Source organism: Variovorax sp. IB41 (assembly GCF_016405905.1).
GTDB lineage: Bacteria > Pseudomonadota > Gammaproteobacteria > Burkholderiales > Burkholderiaceae_C > Variovorax.
Genome location: NZ_JAEFCB010000001.1, coordinates 927,734 through 949,117, shown reverse-complemented (window position 1 = coordinate 949,117; position 21,384 = coordinate 927,734). Strand labels below are relative to the sequence as shown.

Genomic DNA, 21,384 nt, shown 5'->3' with positions numbered 1-21,384 from the left:
AGCCTCTACATTGCAGAGTCTTGCAAAGCGTTCAAAGGGTCCCTTCATGTCCAACGACAAAAACGACAGCTCTCTTTCCGCGGCCGACGCCTCCGATTCGCGCGGCGAACGTTCCGACACCGTGAGCGCGCTGGAGCGCGGTATTTCGGTGCTGCGCTGCTTCAGCGAAGAGCGCCCGGTGCTCGGCCACGCCGACGTGGCGCGCATCACCGGCATTCCGCGCCCCACGGTCAACCGGCTGGTCGCGACGCTGCTCTCGCTGGGCATGCTCAAGCCCGCGCAGGCGCCCGACCGCTTCATGCTCGGGCCGGGCGTGGTGTCGCTCTCGCGCGTGTTCCTCGGCAGCCTCGATGTGCGCGCCGCCGCGCGGCCCAGCATGCAGGCGATGGCCGAGGAGGTGGGCGCCTCCGTCTACCTCGCGGTGCGCGACGGCATGGAGATGGTGCTGATCGAAGCCTGCCGGCCGCGCTCGTCGATGCTCTCGGCGCGGCTCGATGTGGGTTCGCGCGCACCGCTGCCGAATTCGGCGCTCGGCCGTGCCTACCTCTCGGCACTGCCCGATGCGCAGCGCAACCAGCTGGTCGATTCGATGCGCCTCCTGCGCGGCCCCGAATGGGACGGCATCGCGGTGCCCATGACGCGCGCCATCGGCGAGGCCAGGCGCCTGGGCTACTGCCTCTCGCTCGGCGAATTCCACCGCGAGATCAACTCGGTGTCGGTGCCGCTCATCGGCCCCGACGGCGAGGTGATGGCGCTGAACGGCGGCGGTGCCGCCTTCGTGTTCACCGAAGACAGATTGCGCAACGAACTCGCACCGCACCTGCACGACATCGCGCTCACGATCGCGCGCGACATCGGCGGGCACGTGCCATCACCCTCGCCGGGCTAGCCGCCCGGCCGGGGACCTTTCCCCACGACGACAGAAGAACGGAGACACAGGTCATGCACCTGAGCGATGAAGAAAAAGCCATGTACGACGGCCGCGACGGACCGGCCGTGCAGAAGGCGATGGACCTCCTGATGCGCTACGGCGAAGCCCTGGGCGCCGAGCGACTGGTCGAGACGCGCAACGTCTGCGCCACCATCACCTCGACCACGCCCTTCCAGCGCGACTTCGCGCTCGCCAAGGGCGGCGGCATGGACGCGGTGTTCTCCGAATTCAGCCTCGACAGCCAGGAGACGGTCGAGATCCCCAAGTTCAAGGTCTTCACCAGCCACCTGCAGCTGGGCTTCGACCCGGGCCAGCCCGAGCGCATGGGCGTGAGCGAGGAGATCGTGCAGTTCTACAACCGCAGCGAGCGCCATGCGGCTGGCCTCGGCGCGCAGATCATGAACACCTGCACGCCCTACCAGGTGGGCAATATCCCCACGCGCGGCGAACACTGCGCGTGGATGGAATCGTCGGCGGTGGTGTATTGCAATTCGGTGCTGGGCGCGCGCACCAACACCGAAGGCCGCGAGAGCACGGGCGCGGCGATGCTCACCGGCCGCATTCCGTACTGGGGCTATCACCTGGACGAGAACCGGCGTGCCACGCATGTGATCGAGCTCGACATCGAAGTCGAGTCGGTGCAGGACTGGGGGCTGCTCGGCTACTACATCGGCGAGCACGTGCAGGAACGCGTGCCGGTGGTGCACAGCCAGCGCGGCATCGGCCGCGTGCCGAACCTGCCGCGGCTCAAGCACTTCGGCGCGGCCGCGTCGTCCTCGGGCGGCGTGGAGATGTACCACATCGCCGGCGTCACGCCCGAGGCGCTGACGCTGGAACAGGCGCTCGGCGGCAAAGCGCCCATCGAGGTGCTGCGCTACGGCGAGGCCGAGCGCCGCGCGACCTACGAGAAGATCAATGTGACGGGCAAGGATGCGGAAGTGCAGTACGTGATGCTGGGCTGCCCGCACTACACCATCGAGCAGATCTGGGAGGCCGCGCAGCTCATCGAAGGGCGTCGCGTGCACCCCGATTGCGAGCTGTGGATCTTCACACCGCGCGCCATCAAGTCACTGGCCGATCGCAATGGCTACACCAAGATCATCGAGGACGCCGGCGGCATCCTCATGACCGACAGCTGCTCGGCCATGAGCCGCGCCGTGCCCAAGGGCACGAAGACCGTGGCGCTCGATTCTGCCAAGCAGGCGCACTACCTGCCCGCCATCCTCGGCGTGCAGGCCTGGTTCGGCACCACGGCCGAATGCATCGATGCGGCCTGCACCGGCCGTTGGAACGGGGGCTACGCATGAGCGCCGCGCCGGGCCGCCCCAAGCAAGCTCGCACCGCAGTGCGAAGCACGGAGGTATTCCAATGAGCGACGCAGTCATGACCGAAGAGAAGACCATCGTCATCCGCGGCCGCAAGGTGGTGGGCGGCGTCGCCGAGGGCGAAGCGCTGGTCACGCGCGACCGCATCTCGGGCTGGGGCGGCATCGACCCGCGCACGGGCACCGTCATCGAGACGCGCCACGCGCTGCGCGGCCAGAGCTTCGCGGACAAGGTGCTGGTGTTTCCGGGCGCCAAGGGCTCGTCGGGCTGGTCCGCAATGTTCCACATGACGCGGCTCATGAACTCGGCGCCCGCCGCGTTTCTGTTCAACGAGATGACGACCAAGATGGCGCTGGGCGCCGTGGTGACGCACGCGCCCTCGATGACCGATTTCGAGCGCGACCCGCTCGCCTGCATCGAGACCGGCGACTGGGTGCGCGTGGACGCCGACCGCGGCGTGATCGAGATCACCAAGAAGAACAACAGAACCGGAGACCGCTCATGAATCGCCCCCTGCGCAGCAACTTCCCGCGCGGCTCTTATCTGTGGTCGGTGCGCAATGCGCACTGGCGCGCGCTCGGCATTCCCGAAGAAGATTGCGAGAAGCCCAAGATCGCCATCGTCAACAGCTCCTCGGAGCTGGCCGCATGCTTCAGCCACCTGGACAAGGTGGCGGCGGAGATCAAGACCGCGATCCGCGCGGCGGGCGGCGTGCCGTTCGAGATCCGCACCGCGGCGCCCAGCGACTTCATCACCGGCGCGGGCGCGCGCGGCGCCTACATGCTCGGCGCGCGCGACCTCGTGACCAACGACATCGAAGTGGCCGTCGAAGGCGCGCAACTCGACGGCATGGTCTGCCTCACCTCGTGCGACAAGACCGTGCCGGGGCAGCTCATGGCGGCGGCCCGGCTCAACATTCCTACGCTGCTCGTGCCCTGCGGCTACCAGCCGAGCGGCGAGTACCGCGGCAAGCACATGGACATCGAGGAGGTGTTCATCGGCGCGATGCACGCGGTCACCGGCAACCTGCCCATCGAAGAACTCGTGGGCATGAGCCGCGAGGCGATCCGCGGGCCGGGCGTGTGCTCGGGCCTGGGCACGGCGAACTCGATGCACATCGTCTGCGAGGCGCTCGGCATGGCCTTGCCCGGCAGCGCGCCGGTGGCCGCGCTGAGCCCGAAGATGATGGCCGACGTGCGCGCCGCAGGCACGCGCATCGTGCAGATGGTGCTGGACGACCTGAAGCCGCGCGACATCCTCTCGCCCGGCGCCTTCGCCAACGCGGTGCGCGCGGTGCTGTCGGTGGGCGGCTCGCTCAACACGGCCAAGCACCTGCAGGCGATATCGACCGAAGGCGAGTGCGGCGTCGACGTGTACGGCCTCTTCGAAAGCCTCGGGCCGACGACACCGGTGCTGGCCGGCGTGCGGCCCATCGGCGAGCATTCGATCGAGGCCTTCGAGGCGGCGGGCGGTTGCCGCGCGCTGATGAAGCAGCTCGCGCCGCTGCTCGACACAGGCGCGCTCACCGTGACCGGCGGCACCGTCGACTACAACCTGCGCGACGCCGAAGTGATGGACGCCGAGGTGATCCGCCCCATCGACCGCCCGGTCGCGCCGCTGCCGGCCATCGTGCTCTTGCGCGGCAACCTCGCGCCCGAGTCGGGCCTCATCAAGACCGGCATCGCCGAGCGCAAGGTGCGGCGATTCACCGGACCGGCCGTGTGCTTCTGGACCTCGGACGCCGCCATCGCCGCGATCAAGAACAACGAGATCGTGCCCGGGCAGGTGGTCGTGATGCGCGGCGCCGGCGCGTGCGGCGGCCCGGCCATGGGCGGCGGTGCATCGCGCGTGGTGTTCGCGGTCGATGGCGCGGGGCTGGGCGACCAGGTCGCGTTGCTGACCGACGGGCATCTCTCGGGCCTCGTGTGCAAGGGGCTCGTGGTGGCGGAGGTGTCGCCCGAGGCCGCGCTCGGCGGGCCGCTCGGCCTCGTGCGCGACGGCGATGTGATCACCATCGACCTCGACGCACGGCGCCTGGACATCGCATTGACCGATGAAGCGCTTGCCGCCCGCCGCGCCGACTGGCAGGCGCCGCCGCCGGCCTTCGACACCGGCTGGCTGCAGCAGTACCGGCGCAACGTGAGCCCGCTGTCCAAGGGCGCCGTGCTGGTGCGCACCGAGCGCCCGCAGCCCGCCAGCTAGACCTTTTTCACCCCCGGCTTCGCCAACCGGCGCGCGCCCCCGTGCGCACCCGGTGGCGCAGCCCTGCGCGCGATCCCGAGTTTTCAACGAAGAAAAGAGCAGGAGACAAGAAACCATGAAGAGACTTTTGATGTGGTCGGCCCTCGGCCTTGCCAGCAGCGGCGCGGCGCATGCGCAATCGAGCGTCACGCTGTTTGGCGTGATGGACCTGGGCGTGCAGTACACCAAGGGCGAGGGCGGCGGCTCGGTCAAGGCGCTGTCGAACGGCGGCCTCTCGACCAGCCGCATCGGCTTTCGCGGCACCGAGGATCTGGGTGGCGGCCTGCGCGCGGGCTTCTGGCTCGAAGGCAGCCTGAACCCGGACCTGGGCACCGGCCGGCCGAGCAACAGCAACAACCAGACGAGCGGCGCGGGCGCGGCGGGGCCGATCAGCTTCGACCGCATGTCCTTCGTGAGCCTCTCGCACGATTCGCTGGGCGAGGTGCGGCTGGGCCACGACTTCATTCCAACGCACTACAACAGCATCTACTTCGACCCCTTCAACGCCAACGGTGTGGCGCGCGCGGGCAACCTCACGTTCGCGGGCGCGGGCACCGGGCCGCTGCCCACGGCCATCACCGGCAGCAACACGGTGAGCTACTGGCTGCCGGCCAAGCTGGGGGGCTTCTACGGCATGGCGATGGTCGGCACGGGCGAGAACGACTCCACCGCGCCGAACCGCGACGACGGCAACTTCGGCGGCGCGCGCTTCGGGTTCGCCTCGGGCGCGTTCGACATCGCGGCGGCCGTGACGCGCTCGCACTTCAACGCCACCTCCACCATCGGCAACTACACGCACGCCAACATCGGCGGCTCGTGGGACGCGGGCTTTGCGAAGTTCTTCGCGCTCTACAACAAGGTGACGGTGAAGATCGCCGGCGGCACGGTGCGCAAGAACACCGCCGAGATCGGCGCGCACATCCCGGCCTTCGAGGTCGGGCGCATCCGCGTGAGCTACGCGTATCTCGACGACCGCAGCGACGAGAGCCTGCGCAACGCCAACGGCATGCCGCGCAACCGCGACGACGCGCGCCAGTTCGGCATCGGCTACGTGCACAACCTCTCCAAGCGCACCGCGCTCTACGGCACCTACGCGCGGCTGATGAACAGCGGGCAGGCGCGCTACGTGGTGAGCGGCGGCGTGGCGCCGGCGGGCGGGCGGCGCTCGTCGGGGTGGGAGTTCGGTGTGCGGCATCTCTTCTGATCTCTTTTGAAAGGAGCCTTTCATGCGACGCAGAGACCTGGCCCTCGCGGCCGTTGCCGCCCTCACAACGACGGTGCTGCCCGGCACGGCAGCGTGGAGCGCCGACGCCTATCCGAACAAGCCCTTGCGGCTGATTGTCGGCTTCGCGCCCGGCGGCGGCGCCGATTCGCTCACGCGGATCATCGCGGAGGGGCTCTCGAAACAGCTCGGCCAGCAGGTGATCGTGGAGAACCGCCCGGGCGCCGACGGCGTGCTCGCGGCGCAGGCCACTTCATCGGCCAAGCCCGACGGCTACACGCTGCTGATGGGCACCAACACCGCGATGGTCGCGGCGCCCACGCTGCGGCCGACCTCGCCCTACGACCCGTTCAAGGCCTTCACGCCGATCAGCTCGGCGGGGCAGTTCTCGATGTTCCTGGTGGTGCCATCGAGCCTGCCGGTGAAGAGTGTGAACGAGCTGCTGGCGATGGTGGCCGCGAAGCCCGGCGCCTACAACTCGGCATCGAGCAACAGCGCCTCGGAGCTCGCGATGCTGCAACTGCTGGGCGAGCGCAAGGTGGTCAACGCGCGCTACAAGGGCGACATGCAGGCGATGACCGACCTCCTGGGCGGGCAGATCCACATGATGTTCACCACCGGCACGCTGGCGCCGGGCTTCGTGAAGGAGGGGCGCATCCGCGCGCTGGTCACGCTGCTGCCGCAGCGCAGCGGTTTGCTGCCCGATGTGCCCACGGGCGGCGAGCTCGGGCTGGGCAAGCTCACCATCACGCCGTGGGCCGGCTTCTTCGGGCCGCCGGGGCTGCCGCAGGCGATCACCGACAGGCTCTCGCAGGAGCTGCAGAACACGCTCAAGCGGCCCGACGTGCATGCGCAGCTGGTGCAGCAGGGCTTCGAGGGCTACGGCATGAGCCCCGCGAAGTTCACCGAGTTCTTCCGCACGCAGTACGACGCCTTCGGCGCGACGGTGCGGGAGCACAACGTCAAGTTCGAATAGCGGCGGCTTCGCGGCGCCAGAAGGCCGCATCGGGGAAGGTGCCCGCGCCGGCCGCGGCGTTGTCGGCCATGTGCTCGGCGCGGCCCGTGCCGGGGATCGCGCAGGTCACGGCCGGGTGGCTCAGCACGAACTTCAAGAGCACCTGCGCCCAGCTCGTGCAGCCGATCTCGCCGGCCCAGGCGGGCAGCGGCCTGTCGCGCAGGCGCCGAAGCAAACCGCCGCCGCCGAAGGGCATGTTGACGATCACCGCCACGCCGCGCTCGGCCGCGAGCGGCAGCAGGCGCTGTTCGGCATCGCGCGCGTCGAGCGAGTAGTTGATCTGCAGAAAGTCGAGCTTCTCGGCGCGCAGCACGGCCTCGACCTCGTCGTAGGCCGAGACGGTGTAGTGCGTGATGCCGATGTAGCGCACGCGGCCCTTGTCCTTCCAGCCGCGCAGGGTGGCCAGGTGCGTGCGCCAGTCGACGAGGTTGTGCACCTGCATCAGGTCCAGCTCTTTGGTGCGCAGCCGCGCGAACGACTGCTCCATCTGCGCGATGCCGGCCTCGCGGCCCGAGGTCCAGACCTTGGTCGCGAGGAAGGGCCTGGTGCGAGGCTTCGTGGCGGCCAGCAGCTCGCCGGTGGTTTCCTCGGAGCGGCCGTACATCGGCGAGCTGTCGATCGCCGTGCCGCCCGCCGCGAAGAGCGCCTCGAGCACGCCAGGCAGGCGCTTGTACTCGTCGGTGCCGGGGCGCTGGTCGAAGCCGATCCAGGTGCCGCAGCCGATGACCGGCAGGGCTTCCTTCGTGGAGGGAATGGGGCGGGTGGTCATCTGCATCGCGGGCCTGCCTGGTTGCTGGGCGAAGGAGGGGAGCGCGGCGCCTGCGCAGAGCGCCGCGCCGAGGCGCAGCAGCTGCGCGCGCGTCATCGCGGGAATGACCGGAAGGTGGGGCTCGTTCGTGATGGGCGTCGTCACGAACGAAATTCTGCGCCCGCCAGGCCCCCGGGCGAAAGGCCTCAGCGCAGGTAGCGCCCGTCGGCCTTGAGCATCGAGAGTTCCGAGAACGTCAGCCCGCGGTGCTCGCCCGCCCGGTACGAGACGGCGATGCCGCCGATGTCCAGCGTCTTGAACGACTCCAGGCCCTTCTGCAGCGACTCGGGCGTGGGGTTCGCGCCCGCGCGCTTCAGGCCTTCGACCATGACCTTGGCCGTGACGTAGCCCTCCAGGCTCGCGTAGCTGAAATCGTTCACGCCGATCTTCTTCATCGCGGCCTGGTACTCGGCGATGACGGGCATTGCGCTGTTCCACGGGTAGGGCACGACCTGCGAGATGACCACGCCGGCCGCGTCCTTCTTGATGTCCTGGAAGAGCTTTTGCCCGTTCAGGAAAGAGAACGAATAGAACGCCGTCTCGCCGCCCGCCGCGCGGTAGGCGGTGATGAACTTGGCCGCCACGTCGTTGGTGGCCGACAGCACCACCGCCTTGGGCTTGAGCTTGGCCAGCTCGGCCGCGCGCTCGGCGGCGTCGGAGCCGTCGTTCTTGATGGCGACGCTGCCGACCATCTTCTCGCCGCGCTCGGCAATGAACTTCTGCGTGCTCTCCATCGCCGAGCGCGCGCCCGGGTTGTCGTTGTGCGCGAAGGCGATGCGCGAGAGGCCGATGGTGAACAGGTGGTTCACGATGCGGCTGTACTCCTCGTCGAAGCTGATGCGCACCGGAAAGCCGTACTCGGTGAACTTCACCACCGGGCCCGCTCCCGTGTACGGGCCGACGACGGGAATCTTCAGTTCGTTGGCCGCCTTGATCGCGCCGACCGACGACGAGGTGCCGATGGGCATCAGCACGCCGATAGCGCCGTCTTTCGCGAAGGTCTTGACGTTCTCGGCGCCCTTGGCGGGGTCGTAGGCGTCGTCCAGCTGGCGCAACTCGACCGGCCGGCCGTTGATGCCGCCGTTCGCGTTCAGCGCGGTGAACATGGCACGGATGCCCACCAGCGGCTCGGTCGAGAGCGACGCGAGCGGGCCGGTCTGCACGTAGGTCTGGCCGATCAGCAGGGGCTTGCCGGTCTGGGCATGCGCCGAAGCAGACAGTCCGAGAAAGACAGCGAGGACGGAGGCGGCAAAGGCGGAAGCCATCAGATGAATCTTTTTGTGTGTCATGGTCACAAACTGTTAATAAAGTCATCTTAAAGCGCGAGACCTTCCGGGTAAATCGCTCTTTGGTTGCGGTGCAGCACGCGCGGCATCAGAATCCGGCCTCATATTCACCATGGGAATGCCACTCTCGCTCCTCCGATTGTCTTCGCTGGACCTCGTGCGGGGTTTTGTCGCGGTGGGGCGGCGCATGAGCATCTCGCTCGCGGCGCAAGACCTGTGCCTCACCCAGTCGGCGGTCAGCAAGCAGGTCCATGCGCTCGAGGAGCAACTGGGCGTGAAGCTGCTGGTGCGAGGCCACCGTTCGATCTCTTTCACCGCCGAGGGCGAGCGGCTCTTTCGCAGCGCGGACGGCGCGGTGCAGCAGCTGCAGGACGTGATGGGCGGCATCCGCCAGGCGGGCGAGCAGCGTCCCGTGACGCTCAGCGCCAGCATCGGCATGACGGGGCTCTGGCTGCTGCCGCGGCTCAGCCGGGTGCAGAAGCTGCATCCGGGCGTGGACGTTCGCGTCTCGGCCAACAACCGGCTCGCCGACCTGCGCCGCGAGGGCATCGACCTCGCGATCCGCTACACCACACCCGCGCTGGCACCGGCCGGGGCGCTGCGGCTCTTCGGGGAAACGGTGGCGCCGGTGGCGCATCCCTCGCTGCGCCTGAAGACGCTGCGCGCGGCCGAGGCCATCTCGCGCCTGTGCCTGCTCGACTTCGACGATCCGCAGCACCCGTGGCTGCAATGGCACGGCTGGCTGGCCTCGGTCGGGTGGGCCGAGGCGAAACCGCAGGCCGTGCTGCACTTCAACCAGTACGACCAGTTGATCCAGGCCGCGCTGGCCGGGCAGGGCGTGGCGCTGGGGCGGCTCGAACTGATCCAGCCGCTGCTCGACGAAAAGCGCCTGGTGCGCGTGGATTCGCCGGCGCCCGCGCAGGCCTCGGGGCACGCCTACTGGCTGATCCAGGCCGAAGACGCGCCACGCGAAGAGGTGCGCCACGTGGCCGATTGGCTGGTGGCCGAGGCGCGGCAGTCACGCGAGGCCGTGGGCGCCGTTCCCTGAGCCGAATGCCATCGCCTCGTCGAGGCGGTCGTTGCCCCAGAACATCTCGTCGCCGGCGAAGAAGGTGGGCGCTCCGAAGATGCCTTTCTCGGCCGCGATGTCCGTCTGGCGCCGCAGCCGCGCCTTGTTCGCGTCGGACAGCGCCTCCTCGATGATCCGGTGCGCGGGCAGGCCGAGCGCGGCCAGCAGGTCGCGCATGGCCTGCGGCGAATCGATGTCGCGGTCTTCGGCGAAGTTCATGGCCATCGTGCGCCGGCAGAACTCGCCCATCCAGGGCTGCGCCGCGCCCACGAGCGCAATGCGCAGCGGCAGCACGGCGGACCTCGGAAATTGCGTGGGCTGCCGCCACGGCAGGCCGTACCTGCGGCACTGGCGCGCCATGTCCTTCCACGTGTAGTCGCCTTTTTCCTTCTGCAGCACGAAGGGCGACGAGGCCCAGCCGAAGGACCGGAAGATCGGCCCGAGCAGAAAGGGCTGCCAGCGGATGCGCACGTGGTGGCGGGCCGCTTCGTCCTCGATGCGCATCGCGCTCAGGTAGCTGTAGTTGCTGCCGAAGTCGAACCAGAAATCAAGCACGGGGAGGGCGCGCGGCGTCATTCGAACACCACCAGGCAGCGGGCCTCGATGCTCTCGCGCAGCGGCGCGTCGGCGGGCGCATCGGGGTGGTCGAAGGCCGCGTGCGGCGTGTAGCGCGAGACGCCACTGAGTTGCGAGTCGTACTGCTTGAAGACCAGCGCCTCGTGCCGGTCCATCGCGGAAAAGTACGACCAGCGGTGCATGGGCGAATGCGTGGCCAGGTAGATCTCGCCGGTGCGGCGCGGGTAGCGCACCTCGGCATTCACCAGGTCTTTCGCCATCACCGAGCGCGCGTCGCAGACGGCCAGCGGCGTGTCGAGCACCGGCCCCTTGATCGAGCGCCAGATGTTGACGATGCAGTAGCGCCGCACGGCCGCGGCTTCGGCGGGGTCGGTCAGCACCATGGCCAGCCGGCGGCGGCCGGAGTCCTCGGTGTAGTCGTTGTGGATGCGGCCGTTGGCGGCCGCCTTGCCGTCGGTGGCGCGCCGCCCGAAGCTCAGGGCGGTGCGATCGGCCTCGCGCCGGCGCACCAGGTGGTCGAACACATGGGCCCGCGCGCCGCCCGTGACCGCGAGCGCCAGTTCGGCGACTTCGCGGTGGTAGATGGCGGTGACCTGGGCGTCGTCCAGGAAATCGGAGACGGCCGTGGGCGCATCGCGCAGCACGAAGCCTTCGCGCTCGATGTCGGGCGGCGTGGCCGCCGCGCGTGCATCCGCGATCGGTGTGGCGCGCAGCTCGTAGGTGCCGCTTTCCCAGGGCGTGCCGGGCGGCGGCGCGAAGGTGTAGCTGAAGGGGCGCAGCGCGCAAGGCTGCAGGTAGTTCAGGCCGGCGGTGACGGTGGGGTGGTTCATGCGGGGCTCCTTTTCCTCAGGGCATTGGAGCGAAAGCGCGGTGCCGGCTCAAACGACTTCTGCGCGCCTTGGCATGAGCCAAAGGAATATGAAAAGGCCTGCCGCGAAGAAAGCCTTCTTCCGTCTTGCCAGGCCATGAAATACTGTATAAAAATACAGTTAACAGTTGCATCATGGGCCTCCCTTTCCTCGACTCCTTTTCCGCCGCCGCAGGCCGTGGCGTCTGGCATGCCGACGAACTCGGCCTGGCCGACGCGCAGGTCGTCGCGACCGGCCACGCCGCGCTCGACGCCGAATTGCCCGGCGGCGGCTGGCCGGTCGGCGCGATGACGGAGTTGCTGCAGGGCGCGCCCGAAGCGCATGTCTGGCGGCTGCTGCTGCCCGCGCTGGCGCAGGCCGTGGAGGCGCGCGGCGGGCCGGTGGTGCTGATCGGCGCGCCCTACGAGCCCTGCGGACCGTCGCTCGCGGCGCAGGGGCTGCCGGTGGAGGCGCTGATGTGGGTCAGGAGCGAGGCGCCCGCTGCGCGCCTCTGGGCCTGCGAGCAGGCGCTGCGCTGCGCGGACGTGGCCGCCGTGCTGGCGTGGTTGCCGCAGGCGCGCGTGGGCGAGTTGCGGCGTCTGCAGCTGGCGGCCGCGCAGCATGACGTGCTGCTTTTCGTATGCCGGCCCGAATCGGCCGCGCGGGGCGCGTCTCCCGCGCGGCTGCGTCTTCAGGTGGAGACCTGCGAGGCCGATGCATCGCAGATCGAATTGCGCATCCTCAAGCGCCGCGGCCCGCCGCTGGCTTCGCCGGTGATGCTGCCGGCGCGGAATGACCGCATGACCGCGCTGCTGGCCGCCGCCCGGCTGCGCCGCAAGCTGCGCCTGCAGCAGCAGGGCACGGTGCCGGTCGGCGAATCGGCGGGCTCGTCGACCGTGGTGCGCATCGACGCATGGAAGGGAGGCCTCAATGCACTGGATCGCATTGCGGTGGTCGCTTGAAACCGACGCGCCCGACGCGCCGCAGCTGCCCACGCCCGAGGCGCTGGGCTGGTGGGCGCTGGAATACACGCCGCACGTCGCCTGGCAGGACGAGGCGCTCATGCTCGAAGTCTCTGCCTGCGAGCGTCTGTGGGGCGGGCGGCTGCAGTTGATGCGCCAGTTGGTCGCCGTCAATCCCGCGCCCGATGTGCGCATGCTCGGCGCCCAAGGCGCCACTAGCCTCATCGCGCTCGCGCGGCTGCGCCTGTTCGAAGACAACGAGCCGCGGCCCAAAGACATCCCGGCCGGCCTGCCGCTGGACACGCTGACCGCCGCGCGCCCCCACCTCGACCTGCTCGCGCGCCTGGGCTGCCGCACCTGGGGCGAGGTGGCCGCCTTGCCGCGCGGCGGCCTCACGCGGCGCTTCGGCACCGAGTTGCGCACGGCGCTCGACACGGCCTGGGGCCTGCGCCCCGAAAGCCACGACTGGCTCACGCTGCCCGATGTGTTCGAGCAGAAGCTGGAGCTGCCCGCGCTCGCCGAGACCGCGCCCGAACTCATGTGGTCGGCCAACCGCCTGCTCTCGGCGCTGCAGATCTGGCTGCGCGCCCGCCAGCGCGGCGCGCGCGCGCTCGAGCTGCAGTGGACGCTCGACCTCAAGCGCTTCAACGGCGTGAACCTGCCGCCGCACCAGCAGGTCACCGTGCGCACGGCCGAGCCCACGCAGGACCTGGCGCACCTGCGCCGCCTGCTGTCCGAGAAACTGGCCCTCACCACGCTCGCCGCGCCCGCGAGCTGGCTCCGGCTGCGTACGCTGGAGACCGATCCGTGGGCCGGCGCCAGCACCAGTTTTTTGCCCGAGGACAACCGCAAGGGCGACAAGCTGCACGAGATGGTCGAGCGCCTGAGCGTGCGGCTCGGCGCGCACCAGGTGGTGGTGCCCTGCGCAGAGGCCGACCACCGGCCCGAGCGCAAGCAGGCCTGGCGGCCCGCGCTGCAGAAAGACAAGGCGCTGGACAAGTCCCGCAAGGAAGCGAAGGCCGCGGCGCAGTCTCAGTCGCAGCAGCCCGATGCGATCTACCCGCCGTGGCTGCTGCCCGAACCGCTTTTGCTCGAGATGGACGGCGAGCGCCCGTGCTACCGCGGCCCGCTCAGCAAGCTCGTCGGGCCGCAGCGCGTGGAGGCCGGCTGGTGGGGCGGCAAGGAAGACGGCGGCCAGCCGGCGATACGCGATTACTACGTCGCCGAAAGCCCCGAAGCGGGGCTCGTGTGGATCTTTCGCGAACGACCCTCGGCGCGGTTTTCTTCGGGCGAGGTGCGCTGGTATCTGCAGGGGCTCTATGCCTGAGCTCAGCGACAAGCAGGAACGCAAGCGCCAGCCCGCCAAGGTGCATGCGCTGCCGGTGCCGTTGCGCAAGAAAGCCGTGGCGGCGTTGCCGGACTACGCCGAACTGCACTGCCTCACGAACTTCAGCTTCCAGCGCGGCGCCTCGACGCCCGAGGAAGTGGTCGAGCGCGCGTACCAGCTGGGGTATGCGGCGCTGGCGATCACCGACGAGTGCTCGGTGGCCGGCATCGTGCGGGCGTACGTCTGCAGGCGCGACATGGAACGCACGCTCGACGCATACGAACGCGAGAACCCCGACGAGCCGCCGATCCCGCGCAACCTCGATTTCCGCCTGCTGTACGGCAGCGAGTTCCGCTTCGAGCGCTTCAGGCTCGTGGTGATCGCGAACGACACCGAGGGGTGGGGCAACCTGTGTGAATTCATCACCGCCGCGCGCAACACCGAGTTGCCCAAGGGCGAGTACCGCGTGAGCTGGGAGGACAGCGACGTGGCCTCGCTGCAGCGCTGCCAGATTCTTTTCGCGCCGCATCGCAACCCGGGCGGCGCGATGGATGCCGCCACGCTGCTGGAAGACCTGCTGGCCGCCAAGGCGCTCTATGGCGAGAACCTCTGGCTGGCCGTGGAGATGCTCAACGAACTCGATGACGACCTGTGGTTCGTCACGCTGATGCAGGCGGGCGAGCAGGCCGGCGTGCCGCTCGTGGCGGCCGGCGATGTGCACATGCACGCGCGCAGTTGCAAGCCCTTGCACGACGTGCTGACGGCCGTGCGCGAAGGCAAGACCGTGGCCGAGTGCGGCTTTGCGCTGCAGTCGAATGCGGAGCGGCATCTGCGATTGCGGATGCAACTTGCCGAGCTCTATTTGCCCGAAATGCTGGCCAATACGCTGGTGGTGGCCAGTCGGTGCAGCTTCGATCCGGCGGTGATCCGGGAGAACTACAAATACCCGCTCGAAACCGTGGGCAACAGCGAGACGCCCGTGCAGACGCTGGTGCGCAAGACCTGGGAAGGCGCCGCCAGGCACTATCCGAACGGCATTCCCGACAAGGTGCGCGCGCAGGTGGAGAAGGAGCTCGCGCTGATCGTCGAGCTCAAGTACGAGATGTTCTTCCTCACGGTGGAAGACATCGTGAACTTCGCGCGTTCGCAGGACATCCTTTGCCAGGGACGCGGGTCCTCGGCCAATTCGGCGGTGTGTTTCTGCCTCGGCATCACCGCGATCGATCCCGACAAAGGCACCTTGCTGTTCGAGCGGTTCTTGAGCCGCCACCGCAACGAACCGCCCGACATCGATGTGGACTTCGAGCATCAGCGCCGCGAAGAAGTCATCCAGTACATCTACAAGAAATACGGCCGCGAGCGCGCCGCCATCGCCGCCGTCGTCATCTGCTATCGCTCGCGAAGCGCGTTGCGCGACGTGGGCAAGGCCATCGGCATCGACGAGCGGCTGGTCGACGAGTTCGCCAAGGACCACTACTGGTTCGACGATGCCGTGCTCGGCGAGCAGTTGAATGCCGCATGCGCGCGCGCCGGCGTGAAGGAGGACGAACTCAAGCTCGTGCAGTGGATCGAGATGACGCAGCGGCTCAAGGGCTTTCCGCGCCACCTGAGCCAGCACGTGGGCGGCTTCGTGCTCACGCACACCAAGCTCACGCGGCTCGTGCCGGTCGAGAAGGCGTCGATGAAAGACCGCTCCGTCATCCAGTGGGAAAAGGACGATCTCGAAGCCATGGGCATGCTCAAGGTCGACGTGCTCGCGCTCGGCATGCTCAGCGCGATCCGTCGCGGGCTCGACCACATGAACCGCTGGCGCAACTCGATGGTGCAGATGCACCACATCCCCAACGACGACCAGAAAGTGTTCGACATGATCTGCGACGCCGACACCATCGGCGTGTTCCAGATCGAGAGCCGGGCGCAGATGTCGATGCTGCCGCGCCTGAAGCCGCGCTGCTACGAAGACCTGGTGATCGAGGTGGCGATCGTGCGGCCCGGTCCCATCCAGGGCGGCATGGTGCATCCGTATCTCAAGCAGCGCGAGCGGGTGCGCAAGGGCTTGCCGATCCTCTATGAAAAAGACGAACTGAAGCCGGCGCTGAAGCGCACGCTGGGCATCCCGATCTTCCAGGAGCAGGTGATGCAGATCGCCATGATCGCGGCCAAGTTCACGGCCGACGAGGCCGATCAGTTGCGCCGCGCGATGGCCGCATGGAAGCGCAAAGGTGGGCTCGAAAAATTCCAGGAGAAGCTCGTCAAAGGCATGACGGGCAATGGCTACAAGCTGGAATTCGCCGAAGCCATCTTCAAGCAGATCCTCGGCTTCGGCGACTACGGCTTCCCTGAAAGCCATGCCGCGAGCTTCGCACTGCTGGTCACCGTGAGCAGCTGGCTCAAGAACTACGAGCCCGCGTGCTTTCTTGCGGCATTGCTCGACTCGCAGCCGATGGGCTTCTACAGCCCCTCGCAGCTGGTGCAGGACGCGCGCAGGCACGGCGTCGAAGTGCGCCCGGTCGATGTCACGTGCAGCGACCTTGACACCACGCTCGAACCCCGCGCCCACGATGCACCGCGCGTGCCGCCGGGCACCGATGCGCGCTACGCCGAGCGCCTGGGCAACGAGAACCAGCCCGCGGTGCGGCTCGGCCTGAACCGCATCGCCAGCCTCAGCAAAGGCGGCGTCGAACGCTTGCTCAACGCCCGCGAACAGGCGCCTTTCACCAGCACCGAAGACCTCGCCCTGCGCGCCGAACTCGACAGCAAGGACATGGCCGCGCTCGCCGCGGCCGATGCGCTGATGTCGCTCTCGGGCCATCGCCGCCAGCAGGTGTGGGACGCCACCGCCACGCGCGGCATGGGGAGCCGCGCGCCGGCCCTGCTCAAGGGCGTGCCGATCAACGAGCAGGTGCTGCTGCTGCCCGCGGCGCCCGAGGGCGAGGAGATCGTCGGCGATTACGCATCGCTCGGCCTCACGCTGCGCCGCCATCCGCTCGCGCTGCTGCGCCCGCGCCTGGCGCGCATGAAGCTCATGAGCGCGGAGGAGCTGCGCGCGCAGCCCACCGGCCGCACCGTGCGCGCCTGCGGCATCGTCAAGGGGCGCCAGCGGCCCGGAACGGCCAACGGCACGATCTTCGTCACGCTGGAGGACGAGACGGGCAACGTCAACGTGATCGTCTGGAACCATGTCATCGACGCGTGGCGCGAGCCTTTGCTGAAGTCGCACCTGCTCGCGGTGCAGGGCACCTGGCAGCGCGACGACGACAGCGGCGGCAAGGTGCAGCACCTGGTCGCCACCGGCTTCAAGGACCTGACGCCGCTCATGGGCCGGCTCGCGCAAAGCAACACCAGCCGGGATTTCCATTGACCGAGCGGGCCACGACACGGGCGACGGCGACGGATGCAACCGATCGTTCCACGCCTCGCGCGCCCCACGACTTTTCGCTAACCTGTTCCCCCATGTCCGCACTCGCACTAGCACTCGATCCCATCGACCCTCTCGTTGCCATGCCGATCGGTCCGCCGCCGCCCGCGCCGGACGTTCCGAATCCGGTGCCGCAGCCACCACCGCCGCCTCCGCCCGAAGGCGATCCGCCACCCGTCGTGCCACCGGTCACCGACCCCGGATTTCCACCGCCCGTGGTCGAGCCGCCGCCGATGCAGACCGCGGCACCCGATGCGGCGGTGCCCTTCGGCAAGCTGCATGCGCGGCGCCTGCGCGAGATCTACCGCTCGGCCGGCTGGCCGTGCTGCGACGGCATCGAGGTCGAACTGCTGGCCGGCGGTTTTCTCGAACGCGTGCGCACATCGCATGGCCACGAGACCCTGCGCGTGACCGATGCCGGCATCGCCCGCATCGCGACCACGCTCACCCTCAACCGCGCGGCGCTGACGCCGCACGAGGCGCTGGTCGAACGCGTCGCGCGCGAGATGACGCGCGGCGGCCGCATCGCATGGCGCGGCCTGGGCCTGCGCGCGCGCCTGCCGCCGCTGGAAGATGAAAAAGGAAAGGGAGAGGGTGAGGGTGAGGGCGGCAAGCCGCGCTGGTGCATGGCGCGGCCCGATGTGTTTTCGATCCGCAACACCAGCGTCGAGGCCTATGCGCACCCGATCGTCCACGAGGTGAAGGTCAGCCGCGCCGACCTGCTGGGCGACCTGCGCAAGCCCGACAAGCGCGCCGCTTACCTCGACCTGGGCGGCGAGTGCTGGTACGTGCTGGGCAACGATGCGCGTGGCCGCTGCATCGCCACGCCCGAGGAGATTCCGGCCGAGTGCGGCGTGCTGGTGCTCGAAGGCGAACGCCTCGTGGTGGCGCGCGCCGCGGTGCACCGGCCGATCGAGCGCATTCCGTTCGGGGTGTGGCTCGCGCTGGCCAAGGCGCAGCCCATTGCGGGCTTCGACGACGACGTGCAGGACATGCTGATCTAGAGGACCCGCACGGGATCAGCACCGGATCAGGTGACCGCTTCGTAGCTTTGGTGCGCGATGGCGACGACGTCGCCGGGCTGGAACTGGCTCGCCATCTGGCGCATGGCCTCTTCGCGGTCTTCGGTGCTCGCGGACGCATCGAAGACCTGGTCGCTGATCTCGAGGATGTCGCGCACGATGCGCTCGTGGCGGTAATAGGCGAGCGCGACCGGGTCGATGTCCGCCGCGCCATAGCCCTGGTAGAACTGCGCCTCTTCCTGCGACTGGTTCCACACGTGCCCGACACCGCCGCCGATGAACATCAGGTCGCGTTCCTTGGGCGCGAGCACCAGCGTGTCCCAGTCGACGATGGCCAGCCGGTCGTCGTCTCCCAGCAGCACATTGCCGGCGTGGATGTCCGCATGGCACACGACCTGCGGCAATGCCTTCTCCAGCAGGATCGACGCAAGCTGCTCGCTGCGATAGACCAGCGTGTCGATCTCCTCGTCATGCTGCGCCCAGAAGGCCTGGAACCGCTGGACGATGGCGTCGCCCCCGAAGCCGTTGATGAAGCGGCGCTGGTAGCGCCTGACGCCTTCGCGCCACTGGTGCGCATAGGTTTCCTTGGGGATGCTGGCGAGCAGGGCGGGCGGCAAATCGGTGCGATGAATGGCGTTCAAGGCTGCGCCGAGGGCGGTCCATTGCGCCGCCGTCAACGCGCGTTCGAAGCCGTTGCGGCCTTCGAAGAAGGGATAGAGCATCCAGTCGAAGCCGTCGCGCTGCACGCTGAGTTGGCGGTCCGTTGCCGGCAGCGGCGCCATCACCGCGGTGATGCCTTTGTCGTGATGAAGAAAGGCCGGCACGGCAACGGCCGCCGTGTCGAAATCGCCGCTGCGCAGCTTCAGGAAGTACGCCGTGCCGTCGTTCGCCTGCACGCGAAAAACCGCGGAATGGACGTCGGCGCCCAGAGGGAGAAATTCGGTGTGCGTCGCCTGGAGGCCGTAGGTTTCGGCGAGGCACTTTTGAATGGTGTCGTGGGCGATATCGGGGGGTGTCAGCATGCAGGGTGAGGGCGTTCGTTCGATGGGCGCCGAAAATTGTCTCACCCGATAAGGCCACGAAAGCTGACTTCCCCGTGTCAGACGCCGTCTTCTTTGTCTTCTTCGTCAGCCTCGTAGGTGGCCAGCACCTGGTGCTCGACGGGATGCGACGTGAACGAGCGCACGAGCAGGAATTTCCTCACGCGCCACGGGATCGGCTGCAGGCTCATCGGATACGCCGCGCCCTCGGTTCGCCGCGCGATGGTGATGTGCGGCGTGAACGTCGGTGTTTCGGTGACGATGCCCGCCTTCTGCACAGCACGGCTGATGTTCGTGTACAGCGCTTTCAGGCCCTCGTGCTCGGCGGGCCGCACGACAGCGATCTTGCTGCGCCAGGTGCGTGAGTTGTCCAGCACGAGATTCATCGCCTGCATCGGCACCTGTGCGAGCGCGTCGCGCAGGCGCTTCTCCATCGCTGGCGGCTGGTCCGCGAAACAGTGAAGCGTCAGATGCATTCGCTCGCTGCTTGGAAAGTAGTGGCCCTTCGGCCAGATCCAGTCTTCGCGATGTTTCTCGATGGCTGCTTGCACGTTGCGATCGGGAAACAGCGCGATGAGAAGGTGCCGCCTTCTCTCGAAAGAGGGGGAATCCCACTCGGGCTCCGGCTCGTCCGGGAAGTCGTCGCCACGGTTGAAGTCGTCCATTGGATCTCTCCTGGCAAGGATGAAGTGAAAGGCGGTTCAGGTCTCCGGCGGCCACCAATGCTCGGCCGTCGTGCGGATGACGCGCGCCGCCTGAACGCGGACGTCATCCCTCTCGTTGCTGTCGCCGTGGCCGTGTTCCCGGACCACGCGGAAGGGCCAGGTGGAGATCCGGCCTGCGCGTTGCCGCGGCTGCATCGGATGCCGCCGGGCGGAAGAGAAAAAAAGAACCTGCGCAGAGGGCGCAGGCGGATTGGCGGTGGTCATGGAGTCGCCTCGAAGTTGTTCTTGGAGACGATCCATTCTAGAGAAAAGACTGTATTTATGTACAGTATATTTGCGGCCTATTTTGAATCGTTACCCAAGAGGGCATCGAGGTCGATCGCGGCCGCCATCGCCTTGTAGCCCGCATCGCCCGGGTGCAGGTGATCGCCCGAATCCATCGCAGCTTTGAGGCGCATCGGGCGCGCCGGATCGCGCAGCAGCGCATCGAAGTCGACCACCGCATCGAACGCGCCGCTCTCGCGAATCCAGCGGTTCACGGCCTGGCGCACCTTGTCTTTCTCGGCCGAGTGATGGCCTTCGAGCGGCGTGCCTTCCAGTGCGCGTTCGTTGGGCGTGATCGTGCCGGCCACGATGCGTACGTTGTGGGCATGGGCCATCGCGATCAACTGGCGGAATCCCTGGATGAGTTCTTCCGCGCGCATCGCTGGTTCCTGCGGTGCGAACGGGCCGCCGGGCCAGCCGATGTCGTTGGTGCCCAGCAGCACGATCACGGCGCGCACGCCCGGCTGCGCGAACGCATCGCGCGCCGCGCGCTCGAGCCCGGCGCGGCCCATGCCGTCTTTCATCAGTCGGCCTCCGGAGATGCCGGCGTTCAGCACGCCGACGCCGCGCGGGGCCAGGCGCTCGGCCAAGGCATCGGGCCAGCGCGTGTTGGCGCCGGGCGTGGCGCCGTTGCCGTCGGTGATCGAGTCGCCGAGCGCGACGACGGTGGCCGGCGGCGTGGGCCTTTCGACAATCAGGCCGCTGACGTAGACGCGCGTGCTCCATTGCGACGCCGCAGCCGGCATTCGCGCGGCGCCGGTCAGGTCGCCGCTCGCGACGTACGCCGTCTCGCGCGCATCGAAATGAAAGCCCGCGGGCTGGCTCGGCTTCGGCAGATAGAGCGACACCGCGACCTCGCTGAGCGCGGGCAGCGGCAGGTCGACCGGGTCGCTGACAAGGCGCGCGCCGGGCGGCACGGTCACGTCGGCCTGTCCGCCGAAGCGCAATGCGCGGTCCGTGCCATCGACGATGGCCGAACCTTCGGCATGCCGCGCCACGCGCGCCGCGCCGATGTACAGCGGCGCCGTGCCGCCTTCGTTGCTGATCACCACGCGCAGCTTCGCGCCGCCGATGCTCAGGCGCGCCACCTGGCGAATGGTTTGCTGGTTGAACTGGAAGGGCAGGCCGCTCGGCAGCACGAAGTCGCCGCCCCAGATCGGTTGGGTGCTGGCCATCCAGCTGGGGCTCCAGTAGGCCGGCGCCGCCGATGCGGCAGCCATGCCCGCGAGGGTCAGCGCCGCGGCGCCGTGCTTGAGGATCGATCCGAGGGTGGAGGCGTTCATGTGGTGTCCTTGAAAGTGAAGC

19 protein-coding genes are annotated in these 21,384 nt (G+C 68.4%); 11 read left to right on the top strand and 8 right to left on the bottom strand.

What is annotated here, in order from left to right; genetic code table 11:
- The first annotated feature begins 46 nt into the window (after positions 1 to 46).
- The 6 genes from JC881_RS04400 (at position 47) to JC881_RS04375 (ending at position 6,695) form a co-directional block, all read left to right on the top strand.
- Positions 47 to 889, top strand: a complete 843-nt coding sequence (locus tag JC881_RS04400; RefSeq protein ID WP_198784440.1) for an IclR family transcriptional regulator — start codon at positions 47 to 49, stop codon at positions 887 to 889.
- A 53-nt stretch (positions 890 to 942) separates the two neighbouring features.
- The gene (locus tag JC881_RS04395; protein WP_198784439.1) at positions 943 to 2,238 is read left to right on the top strand and encodes an aconitase X; all 1,296 of its coding nucleotides are present in this window, start codon (positions 943 to 945) and stop codon (positions 2,236 to 2,238) included.
- Positions 2,239 to 2,299: 61 nt separating this feature from the next.
- The gene (locus JC881_RS04390) at positions 2,300 to 2,761 is read left to right on the top strand and encodes an aconitase X swivel domain-containing protein (protein ID WP_198784438.1); all 462 of its coding nucleotides are present in this window, start codon (positions 2,300 to 2,302) and stop codon (positions 2,759 to 2,761) included.
- Entirely contained in the window at positions 2,758 to 4,458 is a 1,701-nt protein-coding gene (gene ilvD, locus JC881_RS04385) for a dihydroxy-acid dehydratase (RefSeq protein WP_198784437.1), read from the top strand. Before JC881_RS04390 ends, ilvD begins: the two co-directional genes overlap by 4 nt.
- A gap of 115 nt (positions 4,459 to 4,573) precedes the next feature.
- Complete coding sequence (locus tag JC881_RS04380; protein WP_198784436.1) at positions 4,574 to 5,701, top strand: porin; 1,128 nt, start codon at positions 4,574 to 4,576, stop codon at positions 5,699 to 5,701.
- 22 nt (positions 5,702 to 5,723) lie between these two features.
- Positions 5,724 to 6,695: a Bug family tripartite tricarboxylate transporter substrate binding protein gene (locus JC881_RS04375; RefSeq protein ID WP_198784435.1), complete on the top strand. Its 972-nt coding sequence runs from the start codon at positions 5,724 to 5,726 to the stop codon at positions 6,693 to 6,695.
- Here the strand turns inward: JC881_RS04375 and JC881_RS04370 are convergent.
- Both JC881_RS04370 and JC881_RS04365 read right to left on the bottom strand, forming a co-directional pair.
- Positions 6,682 to 7,599, bottom strand: a complete 918-nt coding sequence (locus tag JC881_RS04370; RefSeq protein WP_198784899.1) for an aldo/keto reductase — start codon at positions 7,597 to 7,599, stop codon at positions 6,682 to 6,684. The two genes, JC881_RS04375 and JC881_RS04370, sit on opposite strands and share 14 nt — an antisense overlap.
- Positions 7,600 to 7,688: 89 nt before the next feature.
- Complete coding sequence (locus JC881_RS04365) at positions 7,689 to 8,807, bottom strand: ABC transporter substrate-binding protein (RefSeq protein ID WP_233101522.1); 1,119 nt, start codon at positions 8,805 to 8,807, stop codon at positions 7,689 to 7,691.
- 139 nt (positions 8,808 to 8,946) lie between these two features.
- On the opposite strand from JC881_RS04365, the gene JC881_RS04360 reads away from it, so the two are divergent.
- On the top strand, positions 8,947 to 9,876 hold the full coding sequence (locus JC881_RS04360; RefSeq protein ID WP_198784898.1) for a LysR substrate-binding domain-containing protein: 930 nt from the start codon (positions 8,947 to 8,949) through the stop codon (positions 9,874 to 9,876).
- Here JC881_RS04360 and JC881_RS04355 read toward each other — a convergent pair.
- Both JC881_RS04355 and JC881_RS04350 read right to left on the bottom strand, forming a co-directional pair.
- Positions 9,847 to 10,473 (bottom strand): 2-hydroxychromene-2-carboxylate isomerase, encoded by a 627-nt coding sequence (locus tag JC881_RS04355; protein WP_198784433.1) that lies wholly within the window; start codon positions 10,471 to 10,473, stop codon positions 9,847 to 9,849. The genes JC881_RS04360 and JC881_RS04355 overlap by 30 nt on opposite strands.
- Entirely contained in the window at positions 10,470 to 11,303 is an 834-nt protein-coding gene (locus tag JC881_RS04350; RefSeq protein WP_198784432.1) for a CmcJ/NvfI family oxidoreductase, read from the bottom strand. The genes JC881_RS04355 and JC881_RS04350 overlap by 4 nt, the downstream gene beginning before the upstream one ends.
- Before the next feature lie 173 nt (positions 11,304 to 11,476).
- On the opposite strand from JC881_RS04350, the gene imuA reads away from it, so the two are divergent.
- From imuA to JC881_RS04330, 4 genes are all read left to right on the top strand, one after another.
- Positions 11,477 to 12,283 (top strand): translesion DNA synthesis-associated protein ImuA, encoded by an 807-nt coding sequence (imuA, locus tag JC881_RS04345; protein ID WP_198784431.1) that lies wholly within the window; start codon positions 11,477 to 11,479, stop codon positions 12,281 to 12,283.
- Complete coding sequence (locus JC881_RS04340) at positions 12,252 to 13,610, top strand: Y-family DNA polymerase (protein ID WP_198784430.1); 1,359 nt, start codon at positions 12,252 to 12,254, stop codon at positions 13,608 to 13,610. Before imuA ends, JC881_RS04340 begins: the two co-directional genes overlap by 32 nt.
- Positions 13,603 to 16,971, top strand: coding sequence for an error-prone DNA polymerase (locus JC881_RS04335; RefSeq protein ID WP_233101521.1), 3,369 nt, complete (start codon positions 13,603 to 13,605; stop codon positions 16,969 to 16,971). Before JC881_RS04340 ends, JC881_RS04335 begins: the two co-directional genes overlap by 8 nt.
- 92 nt (positions 16,972 to 17,063) lie before the next feature.
- Positions 17,064 to 18,032 (top strand): hypothetical protein, encoded by a 969-nt coding sequence (locus tag JC881_RS04330; protein ID WP_198784429.1) that lies wholly within the window; start codon positions 17,064 to 17,066, stop codon positions 18,030 to 18,032.
- A 26-nt stretch (positions 18,033 to 18,058) separates the two neighbouring features.
- On the opposite strand, the gene JC881_RS04325 is transcribed toward JC881_RS04330, so the two are convergent.
- The 4 genes from JC881_RS04325 to JC881_RS04310 form a co-directional block, all read right to left on the bottom strand.
- Positions 18,059 to 19,072: a phosphotransferase enzyme family protein gene (locus JC881_RS04325; protein WP_198784428.1), complete on the bottom strand. Its 1,014-nt coding sequence runs from the start codon at positions 19,070 to 19,072 to the stop codon at positions 18,059 to 18,061.
- Between the two features lie 77 nt (positions 19,073 to 19,149).
- The gene (locus JC881_RS04320) at positions 19,150 to 19,755 is read right to left on the bottom strand and encodes a 2'-5' RNA ligase family protein (RefSeq protein WP_198784427.1); all 606 of its coding nucleotides are present in this window, start codon (positions 19,753 to 19,755) and stop codon (positions 19,150 to 19,152) included.
- A 36-nt stretch (positions 19,756 to 19,791) separates the two neighbouring features.
- Positions 19,792 to 20,019 carry a hypothetical protein gene (locus JC881_RS04315; RefSeq protein ID WP_198784426.1) on the bottom strand — a complete coding sequence of 76 codons (228 nt, stop codon included), beginning with the start codon at positions 20,017 to 20,019 and terminating at the stop codon, positions 19,792 to 19,794.
- A 77-nt stretch (positions 20,020 to 20,096) separates the two neighbouring features.
- Entirely contained in the window at positions 20,097 to 21,362 is a 1,266-nt protein-coding gene (locus JC881_RS04310) for an SGNH/GDSL hydrolase family protein (protein WP_198784425.1), read from the bottom strand.
- Positions 21,363 to 21,384 lie beyond the last annotated feature (22 nt).

Excerpts from the sequence above, each read along its gene's own strand:
- JC881_RS04400 (WP_198784440.1), top strand. The coding sequence starts at position 47 with ATGTCCAACGACAAAAACGACAGCTCTCTTTCCGCGGCCGACGCCTCC.
- JC881_RS04395 (WP_198784439.1), top strand. The coding sequence starts at position 943 with ATGCACCTGAGCGATGAAGAAAAAGCCATGTACGACGGCCGCGACGGA.
- JC881_RS04390 (WP_198784438.1), top strand. The coding sequence starts at position 2,300 with ATGAGCGACGCAGTCATGACCGAAGAGAAGACCATCGTCATCCGCGGC.
- ilvD (WP_198784437.1), top strand. The coding sequence starts at position 2,758 with ATGAATCGCCCCCTGCGCAGCAACTTCCCGCGCGGCTCTTATCTGTGG.
- JC881_RS04380 (WP_198784436.1), top strand. The coding sequence starts at position 4,574 with ATGAAGAGACTTTTGATGTGGTCGGCCCTCGGCCTTGCCAGCAGCGGC.
- JC881_RS04375 (WP_198784435.1), top strand. The coding sequence starts at position 5,724 with ATGCGACGCAGAGACCTGGCCCTCGCGGCCGTTGCCGCCCTCACAACG.
- JC881_RS04370 (WP_198784899.1), bottom strand. The coding sequence starts at position 7,599 with ATGACGCGCGCGCAGCTGCTGCGCCTCGGCGCGGCGCTCTGCGCAGGC.
- JC881_RS04365 (WP_233101522.1), bottom strand. The coding sequence starts at position 8,807 with ATGGCTTCCGCCTTTGCCGCCTCCGTCCTCGCTGTCTTTCTCGGACTG.
- JC881_RS04360 (WP_198784898.1), top strand. The coding sequence starts at position 8,947 with ATGCCACTCTCGCTCCTCCGATTGTCTTCGCTGGACCTCGTGCGGGGT.
- JC881_RS04355 (WP_198784433.1), bottom strand. The coding sequence starts at position 10,473 with ATGACGCCGCGCGCCCTCCCCGTGCTTGATTTCTGGTTCGACTTCGGC.
- JC881_RS04350 (WP_198784432.1), bottom strand. The coding sequence starts at position 11,303 with ATGAACCACCCCACCGTCACCGCCGGCCTGAACTACCTGCAGCCTTGC.
- imuA (WP_198784431.1), top strand. The coding sequence starts at position 11,477 with ATGGGCCTCCCTTTCCTCGACTCCTTTTCCGCCGCCGCAGGCCGTGGC.
- JC881_RS04340 (WP_198784430.1), top strand. The coding sequence starts at position 12,252 with ATGCACTGGATCGCATTGCGGTGGTCGCTTGAAACCGACGCGCCCGAC.
- JC881_RS04335 (WP_233101521.1), top strand. The coding sequence starts at position 13,603 with ATGCCTGAGCTCAGCGACAAGCAGGAACGCAAGCGCCAGCCCGCCAAG.
- JC881_RS04330 (WP_198784429.1), top strand. The coding sequence starts at position 17,064 with ATGTCCGCACTCGCACTAGCACTCGATCCCATCGACCCTCTCGTTGCC.
- JC881_RS04325 (WP_198784428.1), bottom strand. The coding sequence starts at position 19,072 with ATGCTGACACCCCCCGATATCGCCCACGACACCATTCAAAAGTGCCTC.
- JC881_RS04320 (WP_198784427.1), bottom strand. The coding sequence starts at position 19,755 with ATGGACGACTTCAACCGTGGCGACGACTTCCCGGACGAGCCGGAGCCC.
- JC881_RS04315 (WP_198784426.1), bottom strand. The coding sequence starts at position 20,019 with ATGACCACCGCCAATCCGCCTGCGCCCTCTGCGCAGGTTCTTTTTTTC.
- JC881_RS04310 (WP_198784425.1), bottom strand. The coding sequence starts at position 21,362 with ATGAACGCCTCCACCCTCGGATCGATCCTCAAGCACGGCGCCGCGGCG.